This is a genomic window from Dactylosporangium vinaceum (assembly GCF_019904175.1).
Taxonomy (GTDB): Bacteria; Actinomycetota; Actinomycetes; order Mycobacteriales; family Micromonosporaceae; genus Dactylosporangium; species Dactylosporangium vinaceum.
Map to the genome: position 1 here is coordinate 642020 of NZ_CP061913.1, position 23413 is coordinate 665432.

Sequence of the window (23413 nt, forward strand, 5' to 3'; positions counted from 1 at the left end):
CCCCTAGTGCCGGAATACGCCGAATTGGGCGTGCTCGCCGGTGCCGACAAGCGCCAGGCACATGCCCAGCACCGTGCGGGTGTCGCGTGGGTCGATCACGCCGTCGTCGTACAGCCGGCCGGAGAGGAACAGCGCCGCCGACTCCTGCTCGACCTTGTGCTCCACCATGAACCGCATGGTGCGGTCCTGCTCCTCGTCGTAGGCGTGGCCCTTGGCCTCGGCCGCCTGGCGGGCCACGATCGACAGCACCCCGGCCAGCTGCTGCGGCCCCATGACCGCCGACTTGGCGTTGGGCCAGGTGAACAGGAACCGCGGCTCGAACGCGCGGCCACACATGCCGTAGTTGCCGGCCCCGTAGGACGCGCCGATGTTGACGGTCAGGTGCGGCACCCGCGAGTTGGCCACCGCGTTGATCATCAGGGCGCCGTGCTTGATGATCCCGCCCTGCTCGTACTCGCTGCCGACCATGTACCCGGTGGTGTTCTGCAGGAAGATCAGCGGTGTGCCGCTCGCGTTGGCCAGCTGGATGAACTGGGCCGCCTTCTGCGCCTCGGCGGAGAACAGCACGCCCCGCACGTTGGCCAGCACGCCGACGCGGTGCCCGTGGATCGCGCCCCAGCCGGTGCACAGCGCCGCGCCGTAGGCGGGCTTGAACTCGTCGAACTCGCTGCCGTCGAGGACCCGGGCCAGGATCTCCCGCGGGTCGAACGGCACCCGCAGGTCGGCCGACGGAATGCCGAGCAGGTCGTCGGCGTCGAACTTGGGCTCGGCGCCGTAGGCCCGGGTGAGCAGGTGCCCGAAGTTGCGGACGCAGGACCGGGCCAGGCGCAGGCCGTCGCGCTCGTCCTCGGCGATGAAGTCGGCCAGGCCCGAGCGGGTGGCGTGCATGGCGGCGCCGCCGAGCGTCTCGTCGTCGACCGTCTCGCCGGTGGCCATCTTCACCAGCGGCGGCCCGGCCAGGAACACCTTGGCCCGGTCGCGCACGAAGATCGTGTAGTCGGACATGCCGGGGACGTACGCGCCGCCGGCCGTCGCGTTGCCGAACACCACCGCCACGGTCGGGATCGCCGCCGCCGAGAGCCGGGTCAGGTCGCGGAACGCCGCACCGCCCGGGATGAAGATCTCGGCCTGCTGCGGCAGGTCGGCGCCGCCGGACTCGACCAGGTTGATGAGCGGCAGCCGGTTCTCCCGGGCGATCTGGGACGCCCGCTGGGTCTTCTTCAGCGAGAACGGGTTGACCGCGCCGCCGCGCACCGTCGGGTCGTTGGCGACGATCACGCAGGGGACGCCCTCGACGATCCCGATGCCGGTGACCACGCTGGCCCCGACCGGGTAGTCGGTGCCCCAGGCCGCGACCGGGCAGAGCTCCAGGAACGGCGAGTCGCGGTCGACGAGCAGCTCGATGCGCTCGCGCGGCAGCAGCTTGCCCCGCGCGTGGTGGCGGGCGATGTACTTGTCGCCCCCGCCGCCGCGGGCCTGCCGCAGCGCCGACTCGAGGTCGGTGAGCCGCTCCAGCATGGCCGCCCGGTTTTCCGCGTAGACCGCACCCCGCGGGTCGAGGGTGCTCGTCAGTATCGGCATGGCCTCAGACCCCCAGCTGCTTCGCGATGATCTCGTTCATGATCTCCGTGGTCCCGCCGCCGATACCCATGATCCGGGCGTCGCGGTAGTGTCGCTCGACCTCGGCGTCGCGGACGTACCCCAGGCCGCCGTGCAACTGCACGGCCTGGTCGACGACGTGGTCGCAGGTCGCGACCGCGGTGTTCTTCGCCATCGCCACCTCCGTAACGAGCCGCTCGCCGCTTGCGACACGGACGGCGACGTGGCGGACGTACGTCTTCGCCACCTCCACCTGCCGCGCCATCTCCGCGAGCCGGTGCCGGACGAGCTGCCGGCTCGCCAGGGGCCGCCCGAACGTGTGCCTGTCGCGCACCCAGGCCAGGGTGAGGGCGAGGCAGCGCTCGGCGATGGCGTACGCCTGCACCGCCAGCGACAGCCGCTCGCTCGCGAAGTGGGTCATGAGCTCGGCGAACCCGCCCACGACGTGGCCGCGCGGCACCCGGACGTCGACGAAGGCCAGCTCCGCCGTATCGGAGCAGTGCCACCCCATCTTGTCCAGCCTGCGGGTGACCCGGAAGCCGCCGTCGGCCACGAGCAGCCGGAAGCCGTCGCGGGTCTGCACGGCGGTGGTCGCGAAGTCGGCCCGGGCCCCGCTGGTGATGAACGTCTTCGTGCCGTTGACGACGTAGTCGTCGCCGTCCTCGACCGCCTTCGTGCGGACGCCGGCCACGTCGGAGCCGCCGTCCGGCTCGGTGATCGCCAGGCAGCCGATCCGCTCACCGGCGAGCGTCGGGCGCACGAACCGCTCGATGAGCTCACCGCGCCCGGTCGCCACGATGTGCGGCAGCGCGATCCCGTGCGTGAACAGCGCGGCCACCAGCCCCGACGACCCGCCGGCGAGGATCAGCTCCTCGGTCACCACTATCGAGTCGAGCAGGTCGCCGCCGGACCCGCCGATCTCCTCGGGGAACCCGATCCCGAGCAGCCCGATGCCGGCGGCCCGCCGATGCAGGGCCCGGGGCACCTCGCCGGCCCGCTCCCAGTCGTCGAGGTGGGGGAGCACCTCCCGGCCGACGAAGGCCCGGGTGAGCTCCCGCAGCCGCCGCCGCTCCTCGGTCGCGAACGGATCGCTCATGCCGGCACCTCCGCAGGCTCCGGCGCCGGCCTGAGCGTCGCCCTGTGACATTGATGAGCGGCCACTCCGCTTCGCTCCGTACCGCTCATGCCGGCACCTCCGCAGGCTCCGGTGCCGGCCTGAGCGTCGCCCTGTGACATTGATGAGCGGCCACTCCGCTTCGCTCCGTACCGCTCATGCCGGCACCTCCGCAGGCTCCGGTGCCGGCCTGAGCGTCGCCCTGTGACATTGATGAGCGGCCACTCCGCTTCGCTCCGTACCGCTCATGCCGGCACCTCCGCAGGCTCCGGTGCCGGCCTGGACGTCGCCCTGTGACATTGATGAGCGGCCACTCCGCTTCGCTCCGTACCGCTCATGCCGGCACCTCCGCAGGCTCCGGCGCCGGCCTGAACGTCGCCCTGTGACATTGATGAGCGGCCACTCCGCTTCGCTCCGTACCGCTCATGCCGGCAGGTCCACGATCCGCGAGCGCAGCCACTCGCCGAGCGCCTTGCCCTGGGGGTCGAACCGCGTCCCGGCCGCCACGCCGTCGCCGAGGATCCCGCGGACGACGAAGTTCACGGCTCGCAGGTTGGGCAGCTCGTACCGCTCGACGGCCAGGCCGACGGTCTCGGGCAGGAGCTCCTGGAGCTTGGTCACGGTCAGCTGATCCCGGAGCCACGCGTAGCCCCGGTCGTCGCGGGCCCAGACCCCGATGTTCGCGTCCCCGCCCTTGTCGCCCGAGCGGGCGCCGAACCGCTCACCGAGGGGCGCCTGCCTGGTCTCGAAAAATCCAGACGCTTCGCGATCCGGATTTTTCGTACTTATCACCATATTGGCGGTCACGACGGGGGCCGGGATCTTGGCGCGGGTGCCGTCGGGGAGCACGGCGACGTGGTCGACCTCGGACTGGGGGAGGTACGCGGCGGTGAAGACGCCGAACGGGGTGGCGTCGCCGGGTGGGGCGGTAAGGGCCAGGCCCGGGTACGAAGCAAGCGCCAGCTCGACCGCGGCCTGGGAGAAGGGGCGGCCGGCCCGCTTGGCGTCCGGGTCCTTGATCGAGACCGTGAGCAGGGCGCTGGCCGCCGCCTCCGTCGACGCGTCGGGGTGGTCGGTGCGGGCCAGGGTGAACTCGAGGCCGTCGGCTCCCAGGGAGTCGGTGAGCTGGGCGCGTACCAGGGCGGCCTTTTCGGGAATCTGCAGCCCGCACAGCACGAACGTCATGGCGTTGCGGAAGCCGCCGAGCGTGTTGACGCCGACCTTGAGCTCCGGCGGGGGCGGGGTGCCGCGGACGCCCTCGATCCGGACCCGGTCCGGGCCGTCGGCGGCCAGGCGGATGGTGCCGAAGTCGGCGACCACGTCGGGGCCGATGTAGGCGGGGGCGCCGATCTCGTAGAGCAGCTGGGCGGTGACCGTCCCCACCGTGACCGCGCCGCCGGTGCCCGGGTGCTTCGTGATCACCGAGGAGCCGTCGGCGTGCAGCTCGGCCAGCGGGAAGCCGGGGCGGCGGGCGCCGTCGGGGAGCTCGGTGAAGAACGCGAAGTTGCCGCCGGTGGCCTGGGTGCCGCACTCCAGGACGTGGCCGGCGACGGTGGCGCCGGCGAGCGCGTCGAGGTCGGCCCGAGCCCAGCCGAAGTGCGCGATGCCGGGGCCGACGACCAGGGAGGCGTCGGTGACCCGGCCGGTGACGACCACGTCCGCGCCCGCCGCGAGGCACTCGGCTATGCCGAACGCGCCAAGGTAGGCGTTGGCGGTGAGGCCGTCGATCTGCGCGGTCACGTCGTCGCCCTCCACGTGGGCGACGGCGACGTCCAGGCCCAGCCGGTCCGCGAGAGCGCGGACGGCCGCGGCGAGGCCCGCGGGGTTGAGGCCGCCGGCGTTTGTCACGAGGCGGACGTTGCGAGACTTGGCGGTGCCGAGGAACCCTTCCAATTGGCGCAGGAACGTCTTCGCGTAGCCGGTGGCGGGGTCCTTCAGCCGGTCGCGGCCGAGGATGAGCATCGTCAGCTCGGCGAGGTAGTCGCCGGTCAGCACGTCGAGCTCGCCGCCGTCGAGCATCTCGCGCCAGGCGCTCGCCCGGTCGCCGTAGAAGCCGGAGGCGTTGCCGATCCGCAGCGTCACCGGGCCGCCGCCTTCGGCTCGCGCTTAGGCCCGGGCGGGCCGGCGAACGCCTGGGCCACGCTCAGCCACTCGTTCGCCCGCTCGCCGGTGGCCTGCAGGGCCAGGTCGGCCGGGTGCCGGCGCTGGGTGACGAGCAGGCAGAAGTCCAGGATGGGGCCGGTCACGCGCTCGTGCGCGTCGGCCGGGCCGAAGGACAGGACTGTCGAATCGGGCATCAACAGCTCGACCCGGAAGGCTTCGGCGGGCGTGGCGCGGCCGTGGCTGGCGAAGCCGTGGCCGATCGTGCGGTAGCCGATGAATGCGACATGTCGTAGACGGGCGGTCGGCTGGACGTACTCCCGCGCCCGCTCGGGGAACGTGTCGGCGATGTCGCGCCCGTGCGCCCACGTCTCCATCAGCCGGCCCGTCGCGCTGGAGACGGGCGACATCGCGGTACCGAACCAGGGGCGTTTGTCGTTGTCCGGCACCGCGCGGAGGGCCTCGGCAAGCGCGGCGCGGCCGGCCCGCCAGCGGGGGAGCAGCTCGTCCGGCGGGGCCACCCCGGCCGCGGCGGCCCGGTCGACGTAGGTGAGGGGGTCGTCCATCGACTCGGACAGCCGGGCCAGGAACGCGGCCGGCTCGCGGTTGGCCAGGGTGGCGATCTCGTCGGTCCAGTGCAGGTGGGCGATCTGGTGGGCCACGGTCCAGCCCGGCGCCGGGGTCGGGCGGCTCCACTCCTGTGGGCTCAGCCCGCTGACCAGCCGGTCGAGCGCGGCCGACTCCGCCTCCAGGTCCTGCAGCACCTCGTCGAGCATTCGGACTCTCCTAGATGAGCGTTGCGAGCTGTTGCTTCCAGGCCGCCAGGAGCAGCGTGCGGCGGGCGGTGTCGTCGGTGAGCAGGTTGGCCACGCCGAGCCCGCGCAGAAGGTCGAGCGTCGCCTGTACCGCCTCGCGGACGCCGGGCCGCGACTCGTCCGCGTCCAGGACGTCGACGGTGAGCCGGTGCATCTCCCGGCCGACCCGGGCCTCGAGGGGCACGAGCGCGTCGCGCAGCTCGGCGTCGGTGCGCGCGGCCACCCAGACCTCGAGGGCGGCGACGAAGAGCGGGCCGGTGAACGCGGCGGCGAGCAGCTCGACGACCCGGTCCAGCCGCTCCGCACGGTCGCCGGTGAGCGCGGCGACCTCCTTGCGGATCTCCTCGGCCCGCCGCTCGGCCAGGTGCTGCACGGCCGCGAGGACCAGGGCGGCCCGGGTGGGGTAGTGGTGCAGCTGGGCGCCGCGCGAGACGCCGGCCCGCTCGGCGATGACGGTGGTGGTGGCGCCGGACCAGCCGAACTCGTACAGGCACTCGACTGTGGCTTCGAGGAGGCGGCGCTGGGTGACTCGGCTGCGCTCCTGCATGTGCTTCAGGGTCTCGCGCCGGAAACAAACAGTCAAGCCTGATTGTTTTCTGGGCAAGTGGAAGGCCGCCGGGGTGTTCGGCGGCCTGTGTGCTCAGACTCGGGCGCGGCGGGCCAGGCGCTCGGGGTCCATGATGATCACGCTCTTGCCGTCCAGCCGCAGCCAGCCGCGCGAGGCGAAGTCGGCCAGGGCCTTGTTCACGGTCTCCCGGGAGGCGCCCACGAGCTGGGCCATCTCCTCCTGGGTGAGGTCGTGGTTGACCCGCAGCACGCCGCCGTCGCGGGTGCCGAAGCGGCCGGCCATCTGCAGCAGCGTCTTGGCCACCCGGCCGGGAACGTCGGTGAAGATGAGGTCGGCGAGGGAGTCGTTGGTGCGGCGCAGGCGGCGGGCCAGCACCCGCAGCAGCTGCTCGGCGATCTCCGGCCGGTTGGTCAGCCAGGGCCGCAGCGCCTGCTTGCGCAGCCGGGCGAGGCGGGTGTCGAGCACCGCGGTGGCGGTCGCCGTCCGCGGCCCGGGGTCGAACAGGGAGAGCTCGCCGACCATGTCGCTCGGGCCCATGACGGCGATCAGGTTCTGCCGGCCGTCGGCCGCGCGGCGCCCGACCTTGATCTTGCCGGACAGCACGATGTAGAGACTGTCGCCCGGCTCGCCCTCGCTGAACACGATCTCGCCCTTGCGGACGTCGATCGTCTCCATCTCCTTGGCGAGCGATTCCGCGGCGTCGGGCTCGACCCCTTGGAAGATCCCGCTGCGCGCCAGTGTCTCGTCCATCGCGTCCACCTCTAAATTCGTCGGCCGAACGCCAGTTTATGCATACGACGTCGCGTTCCGGACGGGGGCGGTCATCCACAATGGCGACCCCCGGGCTCGCGGGGGTGCGATATCTTCGCGTCGGACATGACCCGCTCGTGCTCGCCGTGGGCACGGGGCGTCGCCGAGTGGTGGAGTGGATCTCATGACGGTGTACGGCGGAGGCCCGTCCCGCTGGCCGGACGAGCAGCCGGAGCGGGGCCGCTCTGCTCCCCCTCCCCCTGAGCAACCCACGGGAGCGGCCGGAGGTTACGGGGCGCCGACGGGTCGTTTCGACGGATTTGCGGCGGGTCGTTCAGAACCGAACGATGACCCGGGCTCCGGCAACATCTGGGGCGGCGAGCGCACCGGCTCGGTCTACGGAGCCCCGCCCGTGCAGCCCCTCTACGGCGGCGAGCGTGAGCCGATCCCCGGTCCGCAGCGCCCCGAGGACCTGTACTCCGCCCGCGCCTACGAGCCCGAAGAGCGCGCCGGCCGCCGCAAGCTGCCCCTGCCCCCCGGCGAGCCCGTGGAGCCCCGGCGCGGCGGCGGGCGGCGCACGGCGATCATCCTGGGCGCGGTCGCGGCCGTGGTCATCGGCGCCGGCACCGCGGGCGCCGCCACCTTCCTCGGCGGCGGCGACGACAAGCCGGTCGCCAACCAGGGCCAGTCCTCGCCGCAGCCCGCCGCGGCCGGCGCCGGCTCCAAGTCGACAGGCGGGTCGCCGGCCGGCGGGGTGCCGGGCCCGGCCGAGGGCATCACGCTGAGCGCGACAGGCGACATCGTCATGGGCATGGCCCCCAACGGGCTGCCGCCGAACGCGGGCAAGGGCTTCTTCGACCCGGTGAAGAAGTACCTCGCCGCCGACTTCCAGATGGGCAACCTCGAGCAGGTCCTCACCGACGACACCGGGGTCGGCAAGTGCTCGGCCGACAGCGCCGGCAAGACGTGCTTCGCCTTCCGCACCCCGCCCGGCTACGTGCAGAACCTCACCGACGCCGGCTTCAAGATGATGAACATGGCCAACAACCACGCCTACGACTTCGGCGAGGTCGGCTACAAGAACTCCCAGAAGGCCCTGGACGGCGCCGGCATCAAGTACACCGGCTGGCCCGGCGACATCTCGATCGGCGAGGCCAAGGGCGTGAAGATCGCCGTGATCGGCTTCGCCTCCTACAAGTGGTCGAACCTCTGCTCCGACCTCGACGCCGCCGAGAAGATCGTCAAGGAGGCGGCCACCAAGGCCGACATGGTCGTCGTCCAGGTCCACATGGGCGCCGAGGGCTCCGACAAGACCCACGCCAAGAACGAGACCGAGATGTTCCTCGGCGAGAACCGCTGCAACCCGGTCGCCTTCAGCCACCGCGTCGTCGACGCCGGCGCCGACCTGGTCATCGGCCACGGTCCGCACGTCATGCGGGCCATGGAGTTCTACAAGGGCCGCCTGATCGCCTACAGCCTGGGCAACTTCGCCGGCTACAAGGCGCTGTCGACGGGCGGCACGGTGGGCATCGGCGGTGTCCTCAAGGTGACACTGCTCGGCGACGGTACGTGGAAGGGCGGCCTGCTGACCCCGACGTACATGGCCTCGCCGGGCCTGCCGCAGCCCGACCCGAAGAAACAGGCCATCCCGTTCGTCTCCAACCTGACCAAGCAGGACTTCCCCTCGACGGGCGCGAAGATCGCGGAGGACGGCACCATCACCGCGCCGGCCGCCTGATCTGACCGCCGGCGGATCCGAGAAGTCGGGCACCGCGCGCCGCGCTCCGCTCGACTTCTCGGATATTTCGGATATGTCGGGTTGATGTGGTTGCCGAGCGCTCCGCCGGTGCCGGGGGTTCAGGGGGCGGGAGCCCCCTTGCCCGGGGCGGGAGCGAAGCGGCCTCGGAATCCTCGGCTCTGTGCTTGTGCCTTTGCTCTTCTGCCCTGTCGTTCTGCCTTGTCGTTGCGGCTTCGGCGGGCGGCGCCAGCGGCCGGGGCGGGGTCGTTCGATCGTGTGTCTGAGTGGGCGACGTATTGTCGGTGCGTGACTGAGACCGCGTTGGCACTGAAGCGGCGGGCGCGGCGGATCGGGCGCGCCCTGGTGACCATTCACCCCGATGCCCACTGCGAACTCGACTTCACCAGCCCCCTCGAGCTCGCCGTCGCGACGATCCTCTCCGCGCAGTGCACCGACGAGCGGGTCAACCAGGTGACGCCGAAGTTGTTCGCGCGCTACCCGGACGCGGCCGCCTACGCGAGCGCCGACCCGATCGAGATGCAGGAGCTGATCAAGCCCACCGGATTCTTCCGGAACAAGACCGAGTCGCTCATCGGGCTCGGGCAGGCGCTCGTGGAGCGGCACGGCGGTGAGGTGCCGGGCACCCTCGACGAGCTCGTCGCGCTGCCCGGCATCGGGCGCAAGACGGCGAACGTGGTGCTGGGCAACGCGTTCGACGTGCCCGGGATCACCGTCGACACGCACTTCCAGCGCCTGGTGCACCGCTGGGAGTGGACCGGGGAGACCGACCCGGTGAAGATCGAGTTCGCGATCGCCGAGCTGTTCGCGCCGCGCGACTGGACCATGCTGTCGCACCGGATCATCTTTCACGGGCGGCGGGTCTGCCACGCGCGCAAGCCCGCCTGCGGGGCGTGCACCCTCAAGCGCGAGTGCCCTTCCTACGGTCTGGGCCCCACCGAGGTCGAAGCCGCCGTCAAGCTGCTGAAAGGCCCGCGCGCGGCCGAGCTGGCGGAGCTGGTCCTGTGAGGCTCCTGCCGCTCCTGCTGGCGATCGGGCTGCTGGCCGGCTGCACCGCGGACGTGCAGCCGTCGGCGAGCCAGGCGACCGCAACGGCCGGACCCCGCTGCATCGAGAAGGCGTCGTCGCCGGCGCCCGCCTCGGCGGCCCCGGGCCCCGCGCTGCCGGTGATGGCCCTGCCCTGCTTCGACGGCGGCCGGTTCGTCGACGTCGCCGACCTCGGCGGGCAGCCGACGGTCGTGAACCTGTGGGCGTCCTGGTGCCGGGAGTGCCGCGACGAGTTGCCGGCCGTCCAGCGGTTCGCGGCGGCCGGGAAGGTGCGGGTCGTCGGCATCGCCACCAAGGACCGTCACGACCAGGCCAAGTCGGTGATCGACGAGTTCGGGCTGACGTTTGCCAACCTCGAGGACCAGGGCCAGCAGTTCGTGATCGCCGCGAGCTCGCTGACGTCCAAGTCACTCGTCGCACTGCCGGCGACGCTGTTCGTGACGCCCGGGGGCCGGATCGCGTACGCGTACCAGGGCCCCGCGCTCACGGTGGAGCGGCTGCAGGAGCTGAGCGCGCAGTATCTGGGTGTGTCATGAGACCGGAGTGGCTCGAGCCGTTGCTCACGCGCCTGCGCGACGCGGAGGCGGCCGACTTCACCCGGCTGCCCACGCCCGACGGCGAGGGGCGGCGGCAGAGTGCGGTGCTCATCCTGTTCGGCGAGGACCCGATGACCGGCCCCGACATCCTGGTGCTGCAGCGGGCCGCCACCATGCGCAACCACGCCGGGCAGCCCGCGTTCCCGGGCGGCGCGGTCGACCCCGGCGACGCCGACACGGTCGCCTGCGCGCTGCGCGAGGCCGAGGAGGAGGTCGGCCTCGACCCGAGCTCGGTCGAGGTCGTCGCGACACTGCCGACGCTGTGGATCCCGGTCAGCAACTTCCTCGTCACGCCGGTGGTCGCCTGGTGGCGGGCGCCGCACCCGGTGGGGCCGGCCGACCCGCGCGAGGTGGCCCGGGTCGAGCGCCTGCCCATCGCCGAGCTCGTCGATCCCGCGCACCGCCTGCGGCTTCGCCACCCGAGCGGGTGGATCGGCCCGGCGTTTCGGATACACGACATGTTGGTGTGGGGTTTTACCGCGGGCGTGCTGTCTACGCTGCTGGAACTCGGTGGATGGGCGGTGGAGTGGCCGACCGGCCGAGTCGAGGAGCTGCCGACATCTGGTGCCACCCCTGTACGTTGAATGCGTGTATGGCAGCGTGATCGATATCGTCCTCCTGCTCCTCATGGTGATGTTCGCTATCAACGGATATCGCCAGGGCTTTCTCGTCGGTCTGCTGTCCTTCGTCGGCTTCTTCGGCGGCGCGCTGCTCGGCCTGCAGCTCGGCCCGCTGCTCGCCGAGCACTTCTTCGAGTCCGACCAGGCCCGCGTCATCATCTCGCTCTCGATGGTCTTCGGCCTGGCGATCGCCGGGCAGGCCCTCGCCAGCTACGTGGGCAACCGGCTGCGCAACGCGATCGTGAACCGCAACGCCCAGGCGGTGGACAACGCGGGAGGCGCTGTCGTTTCGGTTGTGGCGGTACTGCTCGTGGTCTGGCTCGTCGCCGCTCCCCTGAGCACCTCGTCGCTGCCGTGGCTGGCCCGGTCGGTCAGCAACTCGATAATCCTCAACGTGGTCGACAAGGCGATGCCGGCTCAGGCCGACGCCCTGTCCCAGGCGCTGCGCGACACGGTCGACACCCGCGGCTTCCCGGACGTCTTCGACGGCCTCTCGCCGACCCGGGTCAAGGACGTCTCCCCGCCCGACCCGAAGCTCGCCGGCTCGGAGCTCGTGAAGAACTCCAAGAAGTCGGTGGTCAAGGTCCTCGGCCAGGCACCGAGCTGCTCGCGGCGGATCGAGGGCTCCGGCTTCGTGTACGCCCAGAACCGCGTCATGACGAACGCCCACGTCGTCGCCGGCACCAAGACCGTGAGCATCCTGGTCGACGGCTCGTCCCGCCCGCTGCCGGCCACCGTCGTCGCGTATGACCCGGAGCGCGACATCGCGGTCCTATACGTCAAGAACCTCCAGGCCCCGATCATGCCGTTCGCCAAGAGCAAGGCCGACTCCAACGCCGACGCGATAGTCCTGGGGTACCCCCTCGACGGCCCCTATGACGCCCAGTCCGCCCGCATCCGCGACTACCGCAAGATCACGGGCCCGGACATCTACGAGGACGGCAAGGTCACGCGCGAGATCTACACCATTCGTGCCCTGGTCCGCTCGGGCAACTCCGGCGGCCCGCTGCTCGCCCCGAACGGTGAGGTCCTCGGCATCATCTTCGCCGCCGCGGCCGACGACCCGCAGACGGGCTTCGCGGTGACCGCCGACGAGGCCGCCGTCGTCGCCAACGCGGGCGTCCAGCACACCGACCCGACAAACACGGGCAAGTGCGCCTAGGGTTTTGTACCGCCCGTCGTGCCGCAAGCACCGGGAGTCCCGCCGCACCACCGCCGGCGGTGGCCTCGCTAGAGGGAGTGCCGCCCGCGCCGACGGTTGTTGCGTAACAGGACGCCCGCGGCACCGGCCATGAGGATCAGCAGCATCGCGGTGAGCCCCGCGACCGCGCTGAGCTCCTCGCGGCCATCGCCGGCCAGCCGCTGCTCCAGCTCCCGGTCGGCCGATGACGAGCTCGGCATCGGCGCCGCACCACCCGGGCGCATCGGCCCCTCGACGGGCGTCGGGTCGGCCTGGACCGGCTCGGCCTCCGCGGTGAGCGGGTTGTCGCCCACCTCCCCGAGCTCGGTGCGCAGCGCCGCCACCGGATCGACCTCGCCGTAGCCGAACCGGTCGTCCCGCCCCTTCGGCCCGAGGTCCTTCGCGGTGCCGATCAGCCGGTTGATGACGTTGGCCGCGCTCATCCGCGGGAACCGCGCCCGCACGAGCGAGGCCGCCCCGGCCACGAGCGGCGCCGCGAAGCTTGTCCCCTGCACCTGCCAGTACCCGCCGCCGGGCTTGGCCCCGGTGAGATTCACCGCGGGCGCCGCGAGCACGGTCTCGGGCCCGGTGAGCGAGCCGGACCAGAGCATGTCCGCGCTCTGCGCGCCGGCGCCGCGGCTCTTGGCCTGCGCCCCGAGCCCGGCGACGGCGACCACGCCGGGTTCACGCGCCGGGTACCAGACCTGATGAATCGACGTGTCGGTGGCGATGTTCCCGGTGCACGCCACGACCACGACGTCATGCGCCGCCGCATACTGCAGCGCCCCCGCAATGGCCTCGCTCCGCAGCGCCCCGCCGAGCGAAAGATTGATCACCGCCGCCTTGTGGTCGACGGCCCACCGCACCGCCTGCGCGATGACCCCCGGATCGTCGTACTTGTTGGCCTTGTCGAGCACCCGGATCGGCAGAATCTTGGCGCCGGGCGCGATCCCCTCCGCCCCGGAGCTGTCCTGGTTACTCCCGGCAATGAGCGCCGCCACAGTGGTCCCGTGCCCGACGGGGTCAACCTGCCCGAGATCCCCGGCCCCGGGGTCGACGAGATCGACCCCGGGCAGCACCTGCCCCTCAAGATCAGGGTGCGACGCATCGACCCCGCTGTCGATTACGGCAACGATCACCCCTTTGCCGGTCGACACCTTCCAGGCATCGCGAGCATCGAGCGCGCCGAGCTGCCACTGCTCACTGCGAGCCTCATCCCCCCAGGCCGCCGAACTCCCACCCACCACAAGACCAGAACAGCCAAGCGCCGCCGACAGCCCCAGAGCAAGGACAAAGCCAGCGGCGCGGACACCAATTCGAAGCGCGATGCCACCATTCTGACCGCAACCCACACATCTGTCAGTCAGGTGGCCACACGTAGCCAGAACGGGGTCCTCGCCCCACCCCGATTCCGTACAACCCCTCGTCTCCCCCCGCCACCACCACGATCACTGGCAGTAACACCACCCACCACCAACCGCCCCTTCACACCAACCCGGCAATCACCCCAAGCCGCCTATATACATTCACCCATCCACCACCCACTCATCTGCCACCCATCACTGCCCCACTCACCTCGCCACCCCTCCGCCGAAGCGATCCGCGTCCGGTGTCCACGAAGTGCGGCCATCGCCGCCCAGGACGGCTTTGGCAGCGCGCCTCGCTCCGGCGCGCTGGAGCTCGCGGCCGCGCCTGGTGCGCTCGGGCGCCCGGCCCACACGTGGCCGTGCAGGGCAGCAGGACGCGCGACCAGGCGGGTGCGGCCGGCCTGCTCACGGACGGGCTGCAGGACGCGCGGCTGAGCAAGTGCGGGCGGCCTGCTCACGGGCCGGCTGCAGGACCCGCGACTGTGCGCGTGCGGGCGGCCTGGTCATGAGCCGGGCGGCGCGCAGGTGCGGGGGCGGCGTGGTCGCGAGCCGGGTGGTGAGCGGGTGTGGGCGGCGCGGTTATGCGGGTGGGCGGTTGGCTATCTGGATCAGGGTGCCTTTCTCCTTTCGGGTTATCAGGCGGGCCCGGCCCGGGGGCAGGGCGCTGAAGCGGACGGCGCCGAGGCCCAGGTTCTCCTCGCGGTCGCCGGACAGCAGGAGGATCGGGGAGGCCAGCTCTTTCAGGCGCTGGAGTATCGGCTCGAAGAGGGCGCGGCCGGCGCCGCCGCTGTGGCGGGTCACGATCAGGTGGAGGCCGATGTCGCGGGCCTGGGCGAGGTACGGCAGCAGCGGCGTCAGTGGGTTGCCGGCGGCGGTCGGGACCAGGTCGTAGTCGTCGACCAGGACGAAGCACTGCGGGCCCGTCCACCAGCTGCGGGCGCGGAGCTGGTCCTCGGTGACCTCCGGGCCGGGCAGGCGCCGCTGCATGTAGTCGGCGACCGAGGCGATCAGGTCGGCGGCCTGCTCCGCGCCGGTGCCGTAGCCGATCAGGTGCTCCGACCGGACCGCCCCGAGCAGGCTGCGGCGGTAGTCGATGAGCACGATCCGCGCCTCCTGCGGCGTGAACCGGGTGCTGATTGCGGTCGCCAGTCCGCACAGCAGCGTCGACTTGCCGCACTCGGTGGTGCCGAACGCCAGCAGATGCGGCTCGCTGCCGAAGTCGATGCGGACCGGGCCCAGGTTCGACTCGGCGATGCCGATCGGCAGGGCGAGGCGGTTGGCCGGGTCGGCATCGTCGGCGATCGCGGAGTAGGGCACCGAGGCCGGCAGCAGCCGCACCGGCCGCGCCGACGCTCCCGGCCAGGCCGCGGCGATGGCCGTCACCAGCTCGGCCGGGTCGGAGCGGCTGACCTGGGGCCGCACCATGAGCAGCTGCAGACCGTCGGCGGTGATGCCGCGCCCGGGAGCCTCGGCCGGCACCGACGCGGCCGCCTTGCGGGAGACGAGGGAGTCGCTCGGGTCGCCGAGGCGCAGCTCGATCCGCGCGCCGAGCAGGTCACGGAAGCCGGCGCGCAGGTCCATCCAGCGCGAGGCGGAGACGACCACGTGGATGCCGTACGCCAATCCGCGCGCCGCGATGTCCAGCAGCACCGGCTCCAGCTCCTCGTAGTCCCTTCGCAGGCTCGGCCAGCCGTCGATGACCAGGAACACGTCGCCCCAGCCGTCATCGAACTCACCCGCGCCGCGCGCCCCGCCATCCGCGCCAGTCGTGCCGCCGTTGCCACCCATGGCGCTATTGCTGACCGCGCTACCGGCGCCAACGCTGCTGACCGCGCTACCGGCGCCAACGCTGCTGACCGCGCCGCCCATGCCGCCGGCGCCATCAGTGCTGCCAGTACTGCCGGTTGCGCGGCGTTGGCGGTAGTCGGCAATGCTCTCAATGCCGGCCGACGCGAAGCGGCGTTCGCGGTCGGCCAGGAGCGTGGCGACCTCGCCGACCGTGCGCCGCACCGCGTCGACGTCGAGGCGGCCCGCGACGCCGCCGACGTGGGGCAGGTCGCGCAGTCCGGCGAGCTGGCCGCCGCCGAAGTCGAGGCAGTACACCTGGATCTCCGCGGGTGTGTGCGTCAGCGCCAGGGTCGCGACAAGCGTGCGCAGGGCCACGGACTTGCCGCTGCGCGGGCCGCCGACGACCGCGATGTGCCCCTGCGCGCCGTCGAGCCGCAGCCAGAGGACATCCCGGCGCTGCTGCAGCGGGTTGTCGATGAGCGCGACGGGCACGTGCAGAGCGCCGTGCAGCTGCGGGAGGGTGACCGCCAGCCCGCGGCCCGGGTGCACGGCGATCGGCCCGAGCAGGTCGTCGAGCGAAGCCGTGGCGCCGAGCGGCGGCAGCCATATCTGGTGCGCCGGCACGCCGTGCCCGGCGAGCTGGTCGACGACGATGTCCAGCAGGGTGCCGCCCTCCGGTGGCTCGGGCGCACCGGGCGCTGCGGGATCGACAGGCGCGGGCGAGGGCACCGGGACGTACGCGGTGCCGTATCGCTGCACGCGCGGCCTGCCCGCGCCCGCGCCCGCCGGCGTGCTCCGCCCGGCCCGGCGCCACGGTCCGCCGACGTAGGCGCCCCGGAATCGGATGACCGGCTCGACGCCGATCCGGATGAGACCGTGCCCGCCCGGCTTCTTCGGCAGCTCGTACGCGTCGGCCACCCCGAGCACCGCCCGCGATTCGAGCGACGTGAAGGTGCGCAGGCCGATCCGGTAGGCCAGGTGCGTGTCCAGGCCGCGCAGCCGCCCCTCCTCGAAGCGCTGCGAGGCGAGCAGCAGATGGATGCCGAGCGAGCGGCCGACCCGCCCGATCTGCACGAACAGGTCGATGAAGTCGGGCTTCGCCTGCAGCAGTTCGGTGAACTCGTCGCACACGATCAGCAGGCTCGGCAGCGGGGCCAGCGGTGCACCTCCGGCGCGGGCGCGCTCGTAGTCGCGGACCGAGTCGTAGTCGCCCGCGCTGCGCAGCAGCTCCTGGCGCCGGATCAGCTCGCCCGTGATCGAGTCGGTCATGCGGTCGACGAGCAGCAGCTCCGAGCTCAGGTTGGAGATGAACGCGGCCACGTGCGGCAGGCGGTCCATCCGGGCGAACGTCGCGCCGCCCTTGTAGTCGATGAGCACGAAGTTGAGCGTCTCCGACGAGTGCGTCGCGGCGAGCCCGAGCACGATCGTGCGCAGCAGCTCCGACTTGCCCGAGCCGGTCGCGCCGATGAGCAGCCCGTGCGGGCCCATCCCGTCCTCGGCCGACTCCTTGAGGTCCAGGTCGACCGGCTGGCCGAGCGGCCCGGTACCGATCGCGATCCGCAGCCGGTCGCGGTGCGGTCGCGGCGCCCACAGGCGGGCAACGTCCAGCGCCTCCGGGTCACCGAGCCCGAGCAGCTCGGGGAAGTCGGCGCCGGGCTCGCGGACCGGCGCCTCCGGCCGGCCCTCGGTGGCCGGGGCCGCCAGCCGCAGCGGGGCGAGCCGCCGCGCGACCGCCTCCGCCTCGGCCGGCTCCAGCGTGTCAGCGCGGCCGATCGGTGGCGGCGGGCCGGGGCCGTCGCTCTCGGCCGAGATCGTGGTGAGCCGCCCGCCGGCCGTGTCGAGCACGAGCGCGGACCGGTCGAGCAGCCGCGGCGGGTCCCGGTCGAGGTCGATGAGCGTCACGCCCTCGATGCCGCCGTCGGTGCCCAGGTGCGCGCTGCCGGCCAGATCGGCGCCGTCAAGCACCACCACGATGTACGGGGTCACCCGCCGCTGCCCGTCCGGCTCGCCATCGAACCGGCCGCGGCTGCGCAGCAGGTCGTCGAGGCGCTCCTCGAGCTCCTTCGCGGTCTCGCCGAACAGCCGCACCGGCCCCAGCGCGTCGGTGCCGGTGGGGTGCAGGGCGTGCGGCAGCCACTTCGTCCACTCCCACCAGGCCCGCCGGTCCGGCCCGGCGCAAACCGCGATCAGCAGGTCCTCGGGTGCGTGGAAGACCGCCAGCTGCGCGAGGACCGCCCGGGCCAGTCCCCGGGCCGGGTCGGCCTCGCCTGTCGGCCCGGGATCGAATCCGTCGCGGGCATCGCGGACCGACAGGCAGTACACCCGGGAGAAGCTCTTAAACGACACGGCGATCGGCAACCCCGGCACCACGGAATAGGCGTCCAGGAACCGGCGCAGCGCCTCCGCCGTCATCGGCTCCAGGTCTTCCAGCGGCCGGGTGGCGGGCGCTATGAGCGGTGTGGCAAGCGTCTGCGGCCCGATCGCGACCCGCACGACGCCGAAGTCGCCGTCGGTCGGCCTTCGCTCCCACAGCCGGAAGCTGTCGACCGAGGACCACAGCGACTGCGGGTCCGGATGCCGGTAGTGAAGGCCGATGCGCTGCCTGGTGATGGTGTCGCGCACGCGCCGGCGCAGCTCGGCCAGGTGGCGCAGGTATTCCCGGCGGGCCGCGATCATCTCCGCTTTCTTCGGGGCGCCGAGGCCGGCCGATGTGAACAGCATGCCGAGCGTCGAGAAGCCGAAGATCGCACCGATGACATAGGAGTAGGTCCCGCCGTCCCGGCCCGCGAACAGGAATGCCGTGGCAATGGTGCCCGTGAGCATCGGCACCACCTGCACCACCTGCTGCCAGCGCGATGCGGGCGCCGGTGGGAGCTGCGGGGGCGCGTTTACGATCACCTCCCCGCTGGGGATCTCCGGAGCGGGGCGGCGAGGTGATCTTTTGACGATTACCGATGCCACGGTCGGGACTCTAGGCGGCCGGTACGACATTTTCCGGCCCGGCATACGTTGATCGTGGCGAATTCGTGACGCTGTGGAGTCGTAATACTTTTGGCCGATCCACGGGTCCGGGAATCGTGATACCTCTATCGGCATGTCGACGGTCGCGGCCGGTCTGGCCCGCATCACCATCAATGCGCCGCGGAGGCGTGTCGATGTCGCGATGCCCGATGCGGTGCCGCTGGCCGAACTGCTTCCCGAGCTGCTCCGGCACGCGGGTGAGGGGCTGGCCGACGACGGGGAGCGGCACGGCGGCTGGGTGCTGCGCCGCGCCGACGGCACCACGCTGGCTCCCGCCGCCGGTCTGGCGAGCCAGGAGGTGTACGACGGCGCCGTGCTGCACCTCGTGCCCGCGCGCACGACCTGGCCCGAGCTCGAGTACGACGACGTCGTCGAGGCCATCGCCGCCGGCGCCCGCCGCCAGGGCGTCCCGTGGAGTGCGGCCGCGACCCGGGCCACCGCGATCGGCGTCACCGGCGCCTGTCTCGTCGTCGCGCTCGTCCTGATCGTCCGGGCCGACCTGGCCCTGGTCGCCGCGGCGGTCGCGGTCGCCCTGACGCTGGCCGGAGTCATGGCCTCCCGGGCCTATGGCGACGCGCTCGTCGGCGCGAGCCTGGCCGCCTACAGCCTGCCGTTCGCCGCCGCCGGGGGCTGGCTGGGTGCGGCCGAGCCCGCCACACCGGCCGCCCGGACACTGCTCGGCGGCGTCGCGCTCCTGCTCGCCGGCCTGATCGCCGCCCCCGCAATTGCGCACCTGCTGCGAATTTTCGTGGCCGGCGTGACGGTGGGTGTGCTCGGCTCGCTCGTGGGCCTGATCGCCCTGGTCACCCGCCCGGCCGCCGCGGCGGCGGTGGTGCTCGCCGTGCTCGTGGCCGGTGTCGCCGGGCTGCCGCTGCTGGCCGTCCGCCTCGGCCGCCTGCCACTGCCGATCGTTCCCCTGGTCGCCGACTCCGCGAGCGACCCGAAGCCGGTCTCCCCGACCACCGCGGCCGAGCGGGGGCGGATCTTCGCTGCCGTTGCGCGGACGGACGAGATGCTCACGGGGATGCTCTTCGGGCTCGCGGCCGCGGCGGCCGGGGCCTCGCTGATGCTCGCGCGCTCGGGGGACGTCTCCGGGCTCGTGCTTGTCGCGGTGGCGTCGGCCGCGCTGCTGCTGCGGGCCCGCACGTTCCTGACCGTCCGCCAGCGCTTGCCGCTGCTCGTGGCGGGTGCGGCCGGCTTCGGCGCGCTCGCGTTGACAGTCCGTTTCGACGGCAGGATCTTGGCGGCTCTGGTACCGCTCGTCGCGTTCACGGTCGCGATAGCGGGGACGCGGGCCGCCGTCCGGCCGGTCTCGCCGTACACGGGGCGCGCCGCGGACCTGCTCGACACGTTGTGCCTGGTGTCGGTGATCCCGCTGGCGTGCGCGGTGCTGGGGCTCTACGGCATGTTCGCCTGACGCCGCCCCGGGCCCTTACGCAACCATCAACGGCACCGGCCGGCGACGACGAAGCGCCCGGCGATGGTGGTGGCCGGGCGCTCGGCGGGCTGGGACTCGGCTATTCGTGGTGGAGCGGGCGGGCGATCGGGGCCACGCCCGGGTCGTGATAGGTGCCGGCCTCGATGGCCTCGGTGTAGCGGCGGCGGGATTCGGCGATCTCGGCCTCGGCTTCCACGCGGCCGACCCAGGTGGCGCCCTCGACGCTCTTGCCCGGCTCCAGGTCCTTGTAGACCTCGAAGAAGTGCTGGATCTCCAGGCGGTCGAACTCGCCCAGGTGGTGGATGTCCCGCAGGTGCTCCAGGCGCGGGTCATCGGCGGGGACGCAGAGGACCTTGTCGTCGCCGCCCTTTTCGTCGGTCATGCGGAACATGCCGATCGCCCGGGAGCGGATGAGGCAACCCGGAAATGTGGGGGACTGGACGAGCACGAGGGCGTCCAACGGGTCCTCGTCCTGGCCCAGCGTGCCTTCGATGTAGCCGTAATCCGCCGGGTACTGCGTGGAGGTGAACAGTGTCCGGTCCAGGCGGATCCGGCCCGTGACGTGGTCAACCTCGTACTTGTTGCGCTGACCTTTGGGGATTTCGACCGTGACGTCGAAGTCCATCTGACGACTCCTCACCCTCGCACCGCTGCGCCTCCTACTAGTCTCGCGTACGGCACGGTGGGGCGACACGGGGAGGGTCACGTGGCGAGTGAAATGCCACAGCGGAGCGGGCGGGCGGGGCTCATCGCCGCCGTCGTCGTGGTGGTCGTGGCGCTCGGGCTGGCCCTGACGTCGGTGTTCGCGGGCAGCGCGATCGTCAACGACCTCGGGCTCGCCGGAGGGCAGAAGACCGCCTGGAAGAACGGCACGCCGCAGAAGGCGCCGCCGGCGGTGCTGGCGGCCATGGACGCGCAGGCCCCGGTGCCGACGCAGGGCGGGGTGGCCTCGGCGCTGCAGCCGCTGCTGAGCGTGCCGCAGCTCGGGCCGCACATCACCGCGTCAGTGGTGGACGTGTCGACCGGGCAGACCATCTACTCCTCGGAGCCGGACGCGGCGATGACGCCGGCCTCGACGACGAAGCTCGTCACCGCGGCGGCGGCGCTGGCGGCGCGCGGGCCGGCGTACCGGATCGAGACAAGGGTCGTCGCGGGTGCGCAGCCCGGTGAGGTGGTGCTCGTGGCGGGCGGCGACCCGACGCTCGCGGTGTTCCCGACGTCGTACTACCCCGGCGCGGCCCGGATCGATGACCTCGCCAAGCAGGTGAAGGAGGCGCTCGGCGGGCAGGCGCCGACGCGGGTCACGTACGACGTGTCGATCTACACCGGCTCCGGCACCGGGCCGGGCTGGGACGCCGACGCGACGACCGGCGGCTCCGGAGCGGTGATGACACCGATCATGACCGAGGGCGGGCGCCAGAAGCAGCAGAAATACTCGCAGCGGTACCCCAGGCCGGATCTCCAGGCCGCGCAGGCGTTCGCGAGCGCGCTCGGGGTGCCCGCGAACGCGGTCGCGGCCGGGAACGCGCCGTCGGGGGCCAAGGAGCTGGGCAAGGTGCAGTCCGCGCCCATGGCCCGGATGGTCGAGTTCATGCTGCAGGAGAGCGACAACGTGCTCGCCGACGCGCTGGCCCGCCAGGTGGCGCTGGCCAAGAGCCAGCCGGCCTCGTTCGAGGGCGGGGCGGCGGCGACGAAGAGCGTGCTGGAGGGGCTGGGGCTGCCGGTCACCGGGTACGGGCTGGTCGACGGCAGCGGCTTCTCGCGCAACGACAAGCTGTCGCCGGCCCTGCTCACCGCCGTCCTCGCGATGGCCGCGCGGGCCGACCGGGGCGATCTGCACACGATCTTCAGCGGGCTGCCCGTCGCGGCGTACTCCGGCACGCTCGCCACCCGGTTCCTCAAGGCGGACCAGGGCGGCTCGGCGGCGGGGCTCGTGCGGGCCAAGACCGGGACGTTGACCGGCGTCAACTCGCTGGCCGGGGTCGTCGTGGACGCCGACGGGCGGACGCTCGCGTTCGCGTTCATGGCCGACCAGACCACGAACGCCGACCAGGCGGTGGTCGCCCTCGACCGCGTTGCCGCAGCTCTGGCCGCATGTGGGTGCCACTGAGCTAGGTGGCGGTGACACTGCGTCGATCAGGGTGTACTCAGGGTTTCCACCTCCAGCGACGGTGGCCCGGCGCGGGTACCGTTGATTCATGGCGCAGTTCGTCGATTGGGATCTGGCCGCAGCAACCGCCGCGGCGCTGGGCAAAAGTGGCCCCGCGGTGTCTTACGAGGAGGCGGCCGACGCCGTCAGCGATTTGCGTGAGCTGGCCGACGAGGCCACGGGTCACGTTTCGGAGTTCACCGGTCTCCAGGCCAAGGTGCTGGCCCCGCCGGTCCGGGTCGTCGACCGCCGCGACTGGGCGGCCACCAACATCGCCGGGCTGCGCGAGGTCATCCAGCCGCTGGCCGAGCGACTCGCGGGCGGCAAGCCGCCGGGCGCCATCGTCGGGGCCATCGGCTCGCGGTTCACGGGCGTGCAGGCCGGGACGGTGCTCGCGTACCTGTCGGGCAAGGTCCTCGGGCAATACGAGGTGTTCTCGGCCGACCCCGGCCAGCTGCTGCTCGTCGCGCCGAACATCGTCGAGGCCGAGCGCAAGCTGGGCGCCGACTCCCGCGACTTCCGCCTGTGGGTCTGCCTGCACGAGGTGACGCACCGGGTGCAGTTCACGGCCGTGCCGTGGATGCGCGGGCACTTCCTCGGCGAGGTCGGCGCGTTCGTCGACGCCTCGCAGCTCAACCAGGACCAGCTGGCCGAGCGCCTCCGCCGCGGCGTCACCGCGATGGCCGACGTGGTCCGCAACCCCGACAGCCGCGTCTCCGTGCTCGACCTGGTCCAGACACCGGGGCAGAAGGCCGTCCTCGACCGCCTGACCGCGCTGATGACGGTCCTGGAGGGCCACGCCGAGTTCGTGATGGACGGTGTCGGCCCCGAGGTCATCCCGTCCGTCGAGGAAATCCGCGGCAAGTTCAACCGCCGCCGCGAGGCCGGCAACCCCATGGACCGCGTCCTGCGCAAGCTGCTCGGCGTCGACGTGAAGATGCGGCAGTACGCCGAGGGCCGCAAATTCGTCCACGCCGTCGTCGAGCGCGTGGGCATGGACAGCTTCAACCGGATCTGGCAGTCGCCGCTCACCATCCCGCGCCTCAACGAGCTCTCCGACCCCGACGCGTGGATCGTCCGCGTCCTCGGCGCGAGCGCCCTCTCCCGCTCGGCAGCGGTGGTCCCGCCGCCGGCCTCCATCGCCGCACCGCACATCGCCGAGCCGCCGGCCCCGATCGCGACGGTGCCCGAGCCGGTCGACGAGTCACCGGCGGAGGCGGGCGTCGCCGAGGCGTCCGACGTGGCGGGTCTGCCGGTCGCGGAGCCGACGCCTGATGCGGTGGCTCCTGCCCCATTTGTACTGCCGGAGCCGGCCGCCCCCACCGCGGAGCCCACCGCGTCCGCAGTGGTGCCCGAGCCCGTCGACTCGGCACCCGGAGAGGCCGGCGTGGCCGAGGCGACAGCGGTGGCCGGGCTGACCGCCGAAGAGGTGGCCGCCACGGAGTCCGCCGCCGGGGCACCGGCCGACGTCTCCACCGAGCCCGCTGATGCGCCGGAGCCGATCG

General features: G+C 72.4%; 16 protein-coding genes and 1 pseudogene. 8 read left to right on the forward strand and 9 right to left on the reverse strand.

All coding sequences use genetic code 11. The annotated features are described in order from the left end of the window. Window positions 1-3 precede the first annotated feature (3 nt). The 6 genes from Dvina_RS02955 to Dvina_RS02980 form a co-directional block, all read right to left on the reverse strand. The gene (locus Dvina_RS02955) at window positions 4-1581 is read right to left on the reverse strand and encodes an acyl-CoA carboxylase subunit beta (RefSeq protein WP_223100835.1); all 1578 of its coding nucleotides are present in this window, start codon (window positions 1579-1581) and stop codon (window positions 4-6) included. Between the two features lie 4 nt (window positions 1582-1585). Next, a complete protein-coding gene (locus tag Dvina_RS02960) occupies window positions 1586-2695 on the reverse strand; it encodes an acyl-CoA dehydrogenase family protein (protein ID WP_223100836.1) in 1110 nt (369 codons plus the stop codon). A gap of 441 nt (window positions 2696-3136) precedes the next feature. Then, on the reverse strand, window positions 3137-4795 hold the full coding sequence (locus Dvina_RS02965; protein ID WP_223100837.1) for an acyclic terpene utilization AtuA family protein: 1659 nt from the start codon (window positions 4793-4795) through the stop codon (window positions 3137-3139). Further along, window positions 4792-5589, reverse strand: a complete 798-nt coding sequence (locus tag Dvina_RS02970) for a TIGR03084 family metal-binding protein (protein ID WP_223100838.1) — start codon at window positions 5587-5589, stop codon at window positions 4792-4794. The genes Dvina_RS02965 and Dvina_RS02970 overlap by 4 nt, the downstream gene beginning before the upstream one ends. A gap of 10 nt (window positions 5590-5599) precedes the next feature. Continuing rightward, the gene (locus Dvina_RS02975) at window positions 5600-6175 is read right to left on the reverse strand and encodes a TetR/AcrR family transcriptional regulator (protein ID WP_223100839.1); all 576 of its coding nucleotides are present in this window, start codon (window positions 6173-6175) and stop codon (window positions 5600-5602) included. 93 nt (window positions 6176-6268) lie between these two features. Continuing rightward, window positions 6269-6946, reverse strand: a complete 678-nt coding sequence (locus Dvina_RS02980) for a Crp/Fnr family transcriptional regulator (RefSeq protein ID WP_223100840.1) — start codon at window positions 6944-6946, stop codon at window positions 6269-6271. A gap of 547 nt (window positions 6947-7493) precedes the next feature. On the opposite strand from Dvina_RS02980, the gene Dvina_RS02985 reads away from it, so the two are divergent. The 5 genes from Dvina_RS02985 to Dvina_RS03005 all read left to right on the forward strand — a co-directional run bounded on the left by Dvina_RS02985 (window position 7494) and on the right by Dvina_RS03005 (window position 12127). Further along, window positions 7494-8684, forward strand: coding sequence for a CapA family protein (locus tag Dvina_RS02985; RefSeq protein ID WP_380027285.1), 1191 nt, complete (start codon window positions 7494-7496; stop codon window positions 8682-8684). 306 nt (window positions 8685-8990) lie between these two features. Beyond that, window positions 8991-9710, forward strand: a complete 720-nt coding sequence (gene nth / locus Dvina_RS02990) for an endonuclease III (protein WP_246655988.1) — start codon at window positions 8991-8993, stop codon at window positions 9708-9710. Further along, on the forward strand, window positions 9707-10285 hold the full coding sequence (locus Dvina_RS02995) for a TlpA family protein disulfide reductase (protein ID WP_223100843.1): 579 nt from the start codon (window positions 9707-9709) through the stop codon (window positions 10283-10285). Before nth ends, Dvina_RS02995 begins: the two co-directional genes overlap by 4 nt. Beyond that, window positions 10282-10929 (forward strand): NUDIX hydrolase, encoded by a 648-nt coding sequence (locus tag Dvina_RS03000; protein WP_223100844.1) that lies wholly within the window; start codon window positions 10282-10284, stop codon window positions 10927-10929. Before Dvina_RS02995 ends, Dvina_RS03000 begins: the two co-directional genes overlap by 4 nt. A gap of 43 nt (window positions 10930-10972) precedes the next feature. Beyond that, window positions 10973-12127, forward strand: a complete 1155-nt coding sequence (locus Dvina_RS03005) for a MarP family serine protease (RefSeq protein ID WP_246656481.1) — start codon at window positions 10973-10975, stop codon at window positions 12125-12127. Window positions 12128-12195: 68 nt separating this feature from the next. Here the strand turns inward: Dvina_RS03005 and mycP are convergent, their stop codons facing one another. Further along, the gene (mycP, locus tag Dvina_RS03010) at window positions 12196-13389 is read right to left on the reverse strand and encodes a type VII secretion-associated serine protease mycosin (RefSeq protein ID WP_246655989.1); all 1194 of its coding nucleotides are present in this window, start codon (window positions 13387-13389) and stop codon (window positions 12196-12198) included. A gap of 702 nt (window positions 13390-14091) precedes the next feature. Next, entirely contained in the window at window positions 14092-18261 is a 4170-nt protein-coding gene (eccCa, locus tag Dvina_RS03015; RefSeq protein WP_223100845.1) for a type VII secretion protein EccCa, read from the reverse strand. A 133-nt stretch (window positions 18262-18394) separates the two neighbouring features. Between eccCa and eccD the strand changes: the two genes are divergently transcribed. Continuing rightward, window positions 18395-19738, forward strand: a complete 1344-nt coding sequence (eccD, locus tag Dvina_RS03020) for a type VII secretion integral membrane protein EccD (protein ID WP_223100846.1) — start codon at window positions 18395-18397, stop codon at window positions 19736-19738. Between the two features lie 100 nt (window positions 19739-19838). Here eccD and Dvina_RS03025 read toward each other — a convergent pair whose 3' ends face one another. Further along, window positions 19839-20384, reverse strand: coding sequence for an inorganic diphosphatase (locus Dvina_RS03025; RefSeq protein ID WP_223100847.1), 546 nt, complete (start codon window positions 20382-20384; stop codon window positions 19839-19841). 81 nt (window positions 20385-20465) lie between these two features. Here Dvina_RS03025 and dacB point away from each other — a divergent pair, with 81 nt between their 5' ends. Next, the gene (gene dacB, locus Dvina_RS03030; RefSeq protein WP_246655990.1) at window positions 20466-21869 is read left to right on the forward strand and encodes a D-alanyl-D-alanine carboxypeptidase/D-alanyl-D-alanine endopeptidase; all 1404 of its coding nucleotides are present in this window, start codon (window positions 20466-20468) and stop codon (window positions 21867-21869) included. An 88-nt stretch (window positions 21870-21957) separates the two neighbouring features. Next, window positions 21958-22998 (forward strand): annotated as a pseudogene (locus Dvina_RS53990) (zinc-dependent metalloprotease); the annotation flags it as partial. Between the last annotated feature and the right edge of the window lie 415 nt (window positions 22999-23413).

Excerpts from the sequence above, each read along its gene's own strand:
- Dvina_RS02955 (WP_223100835.1), bottom strand. The coding sequence starts at position 1,581 with ATGCCGATACTGACGAGCACCCTCGACCCGCGGGGTGCGGTCTACGCG.
- Dvina_RS02960 (WP_223100836.1), bottom strand. The coding sequence starts at position 2,695 with ATGAGCGATCCGTTCGCGACCGAGGAGCGGCGGCGGCTGCGGGAGCTC.
- Dvina_RS02970 (WP_223100838.1), bottom strand. The coding sequence starts at position 5,589 with ATGCTCGACGAGGTGCTGCAGGACCTGGAGGCGGAGTCGGCCGCGCTC.
- Dvina_RS02975 (WP_223100839.1), bottom strand. The coding sequence starts at position 6,175 with ATGCAGGAGCGCAGCCGAGTCACCCAGCGCCGCCTCCTCGAAGCCACA.
- Dvina_RS02980 (WP_223100840.1), bottom strand. The coding sequence starts at position 6,946 with ATGGACGAGACACTGGCGCGCAGCGGGATCTTCCAAGGGGTCGAGCCC.
- Dvina_RS03000 (WP_223100844.1), top strand. The coding sequence starts at position 10,282 with ATGAGACCGGAGTGGCTCGAGCCGTTGCTCACGCGCCTGCGCGACGCG.
- Dvina_RS03005 (WP_246656481.1), top strand. The coding sequence starts at position 10,973 with ATGGTGATGTTCGCTATCAACGGATATCGCCAGGGCTTTCTCGTCGGT.
- eccD (WP_223100846.1), top strand. The coding sequence starts at position 18,395 with ATGTCGACGGTCGCGGCCGGTCTGGCCCGCATCACCATCAATGCGCCG.
- Dvina_RS03025 (WP_223100847.1), bottom strand. The coding sequence starts at position 20,384 with ATGGACTTCGACGTCACGGTCGAAATCCCCAAAGGTCAGCGCAACAAG.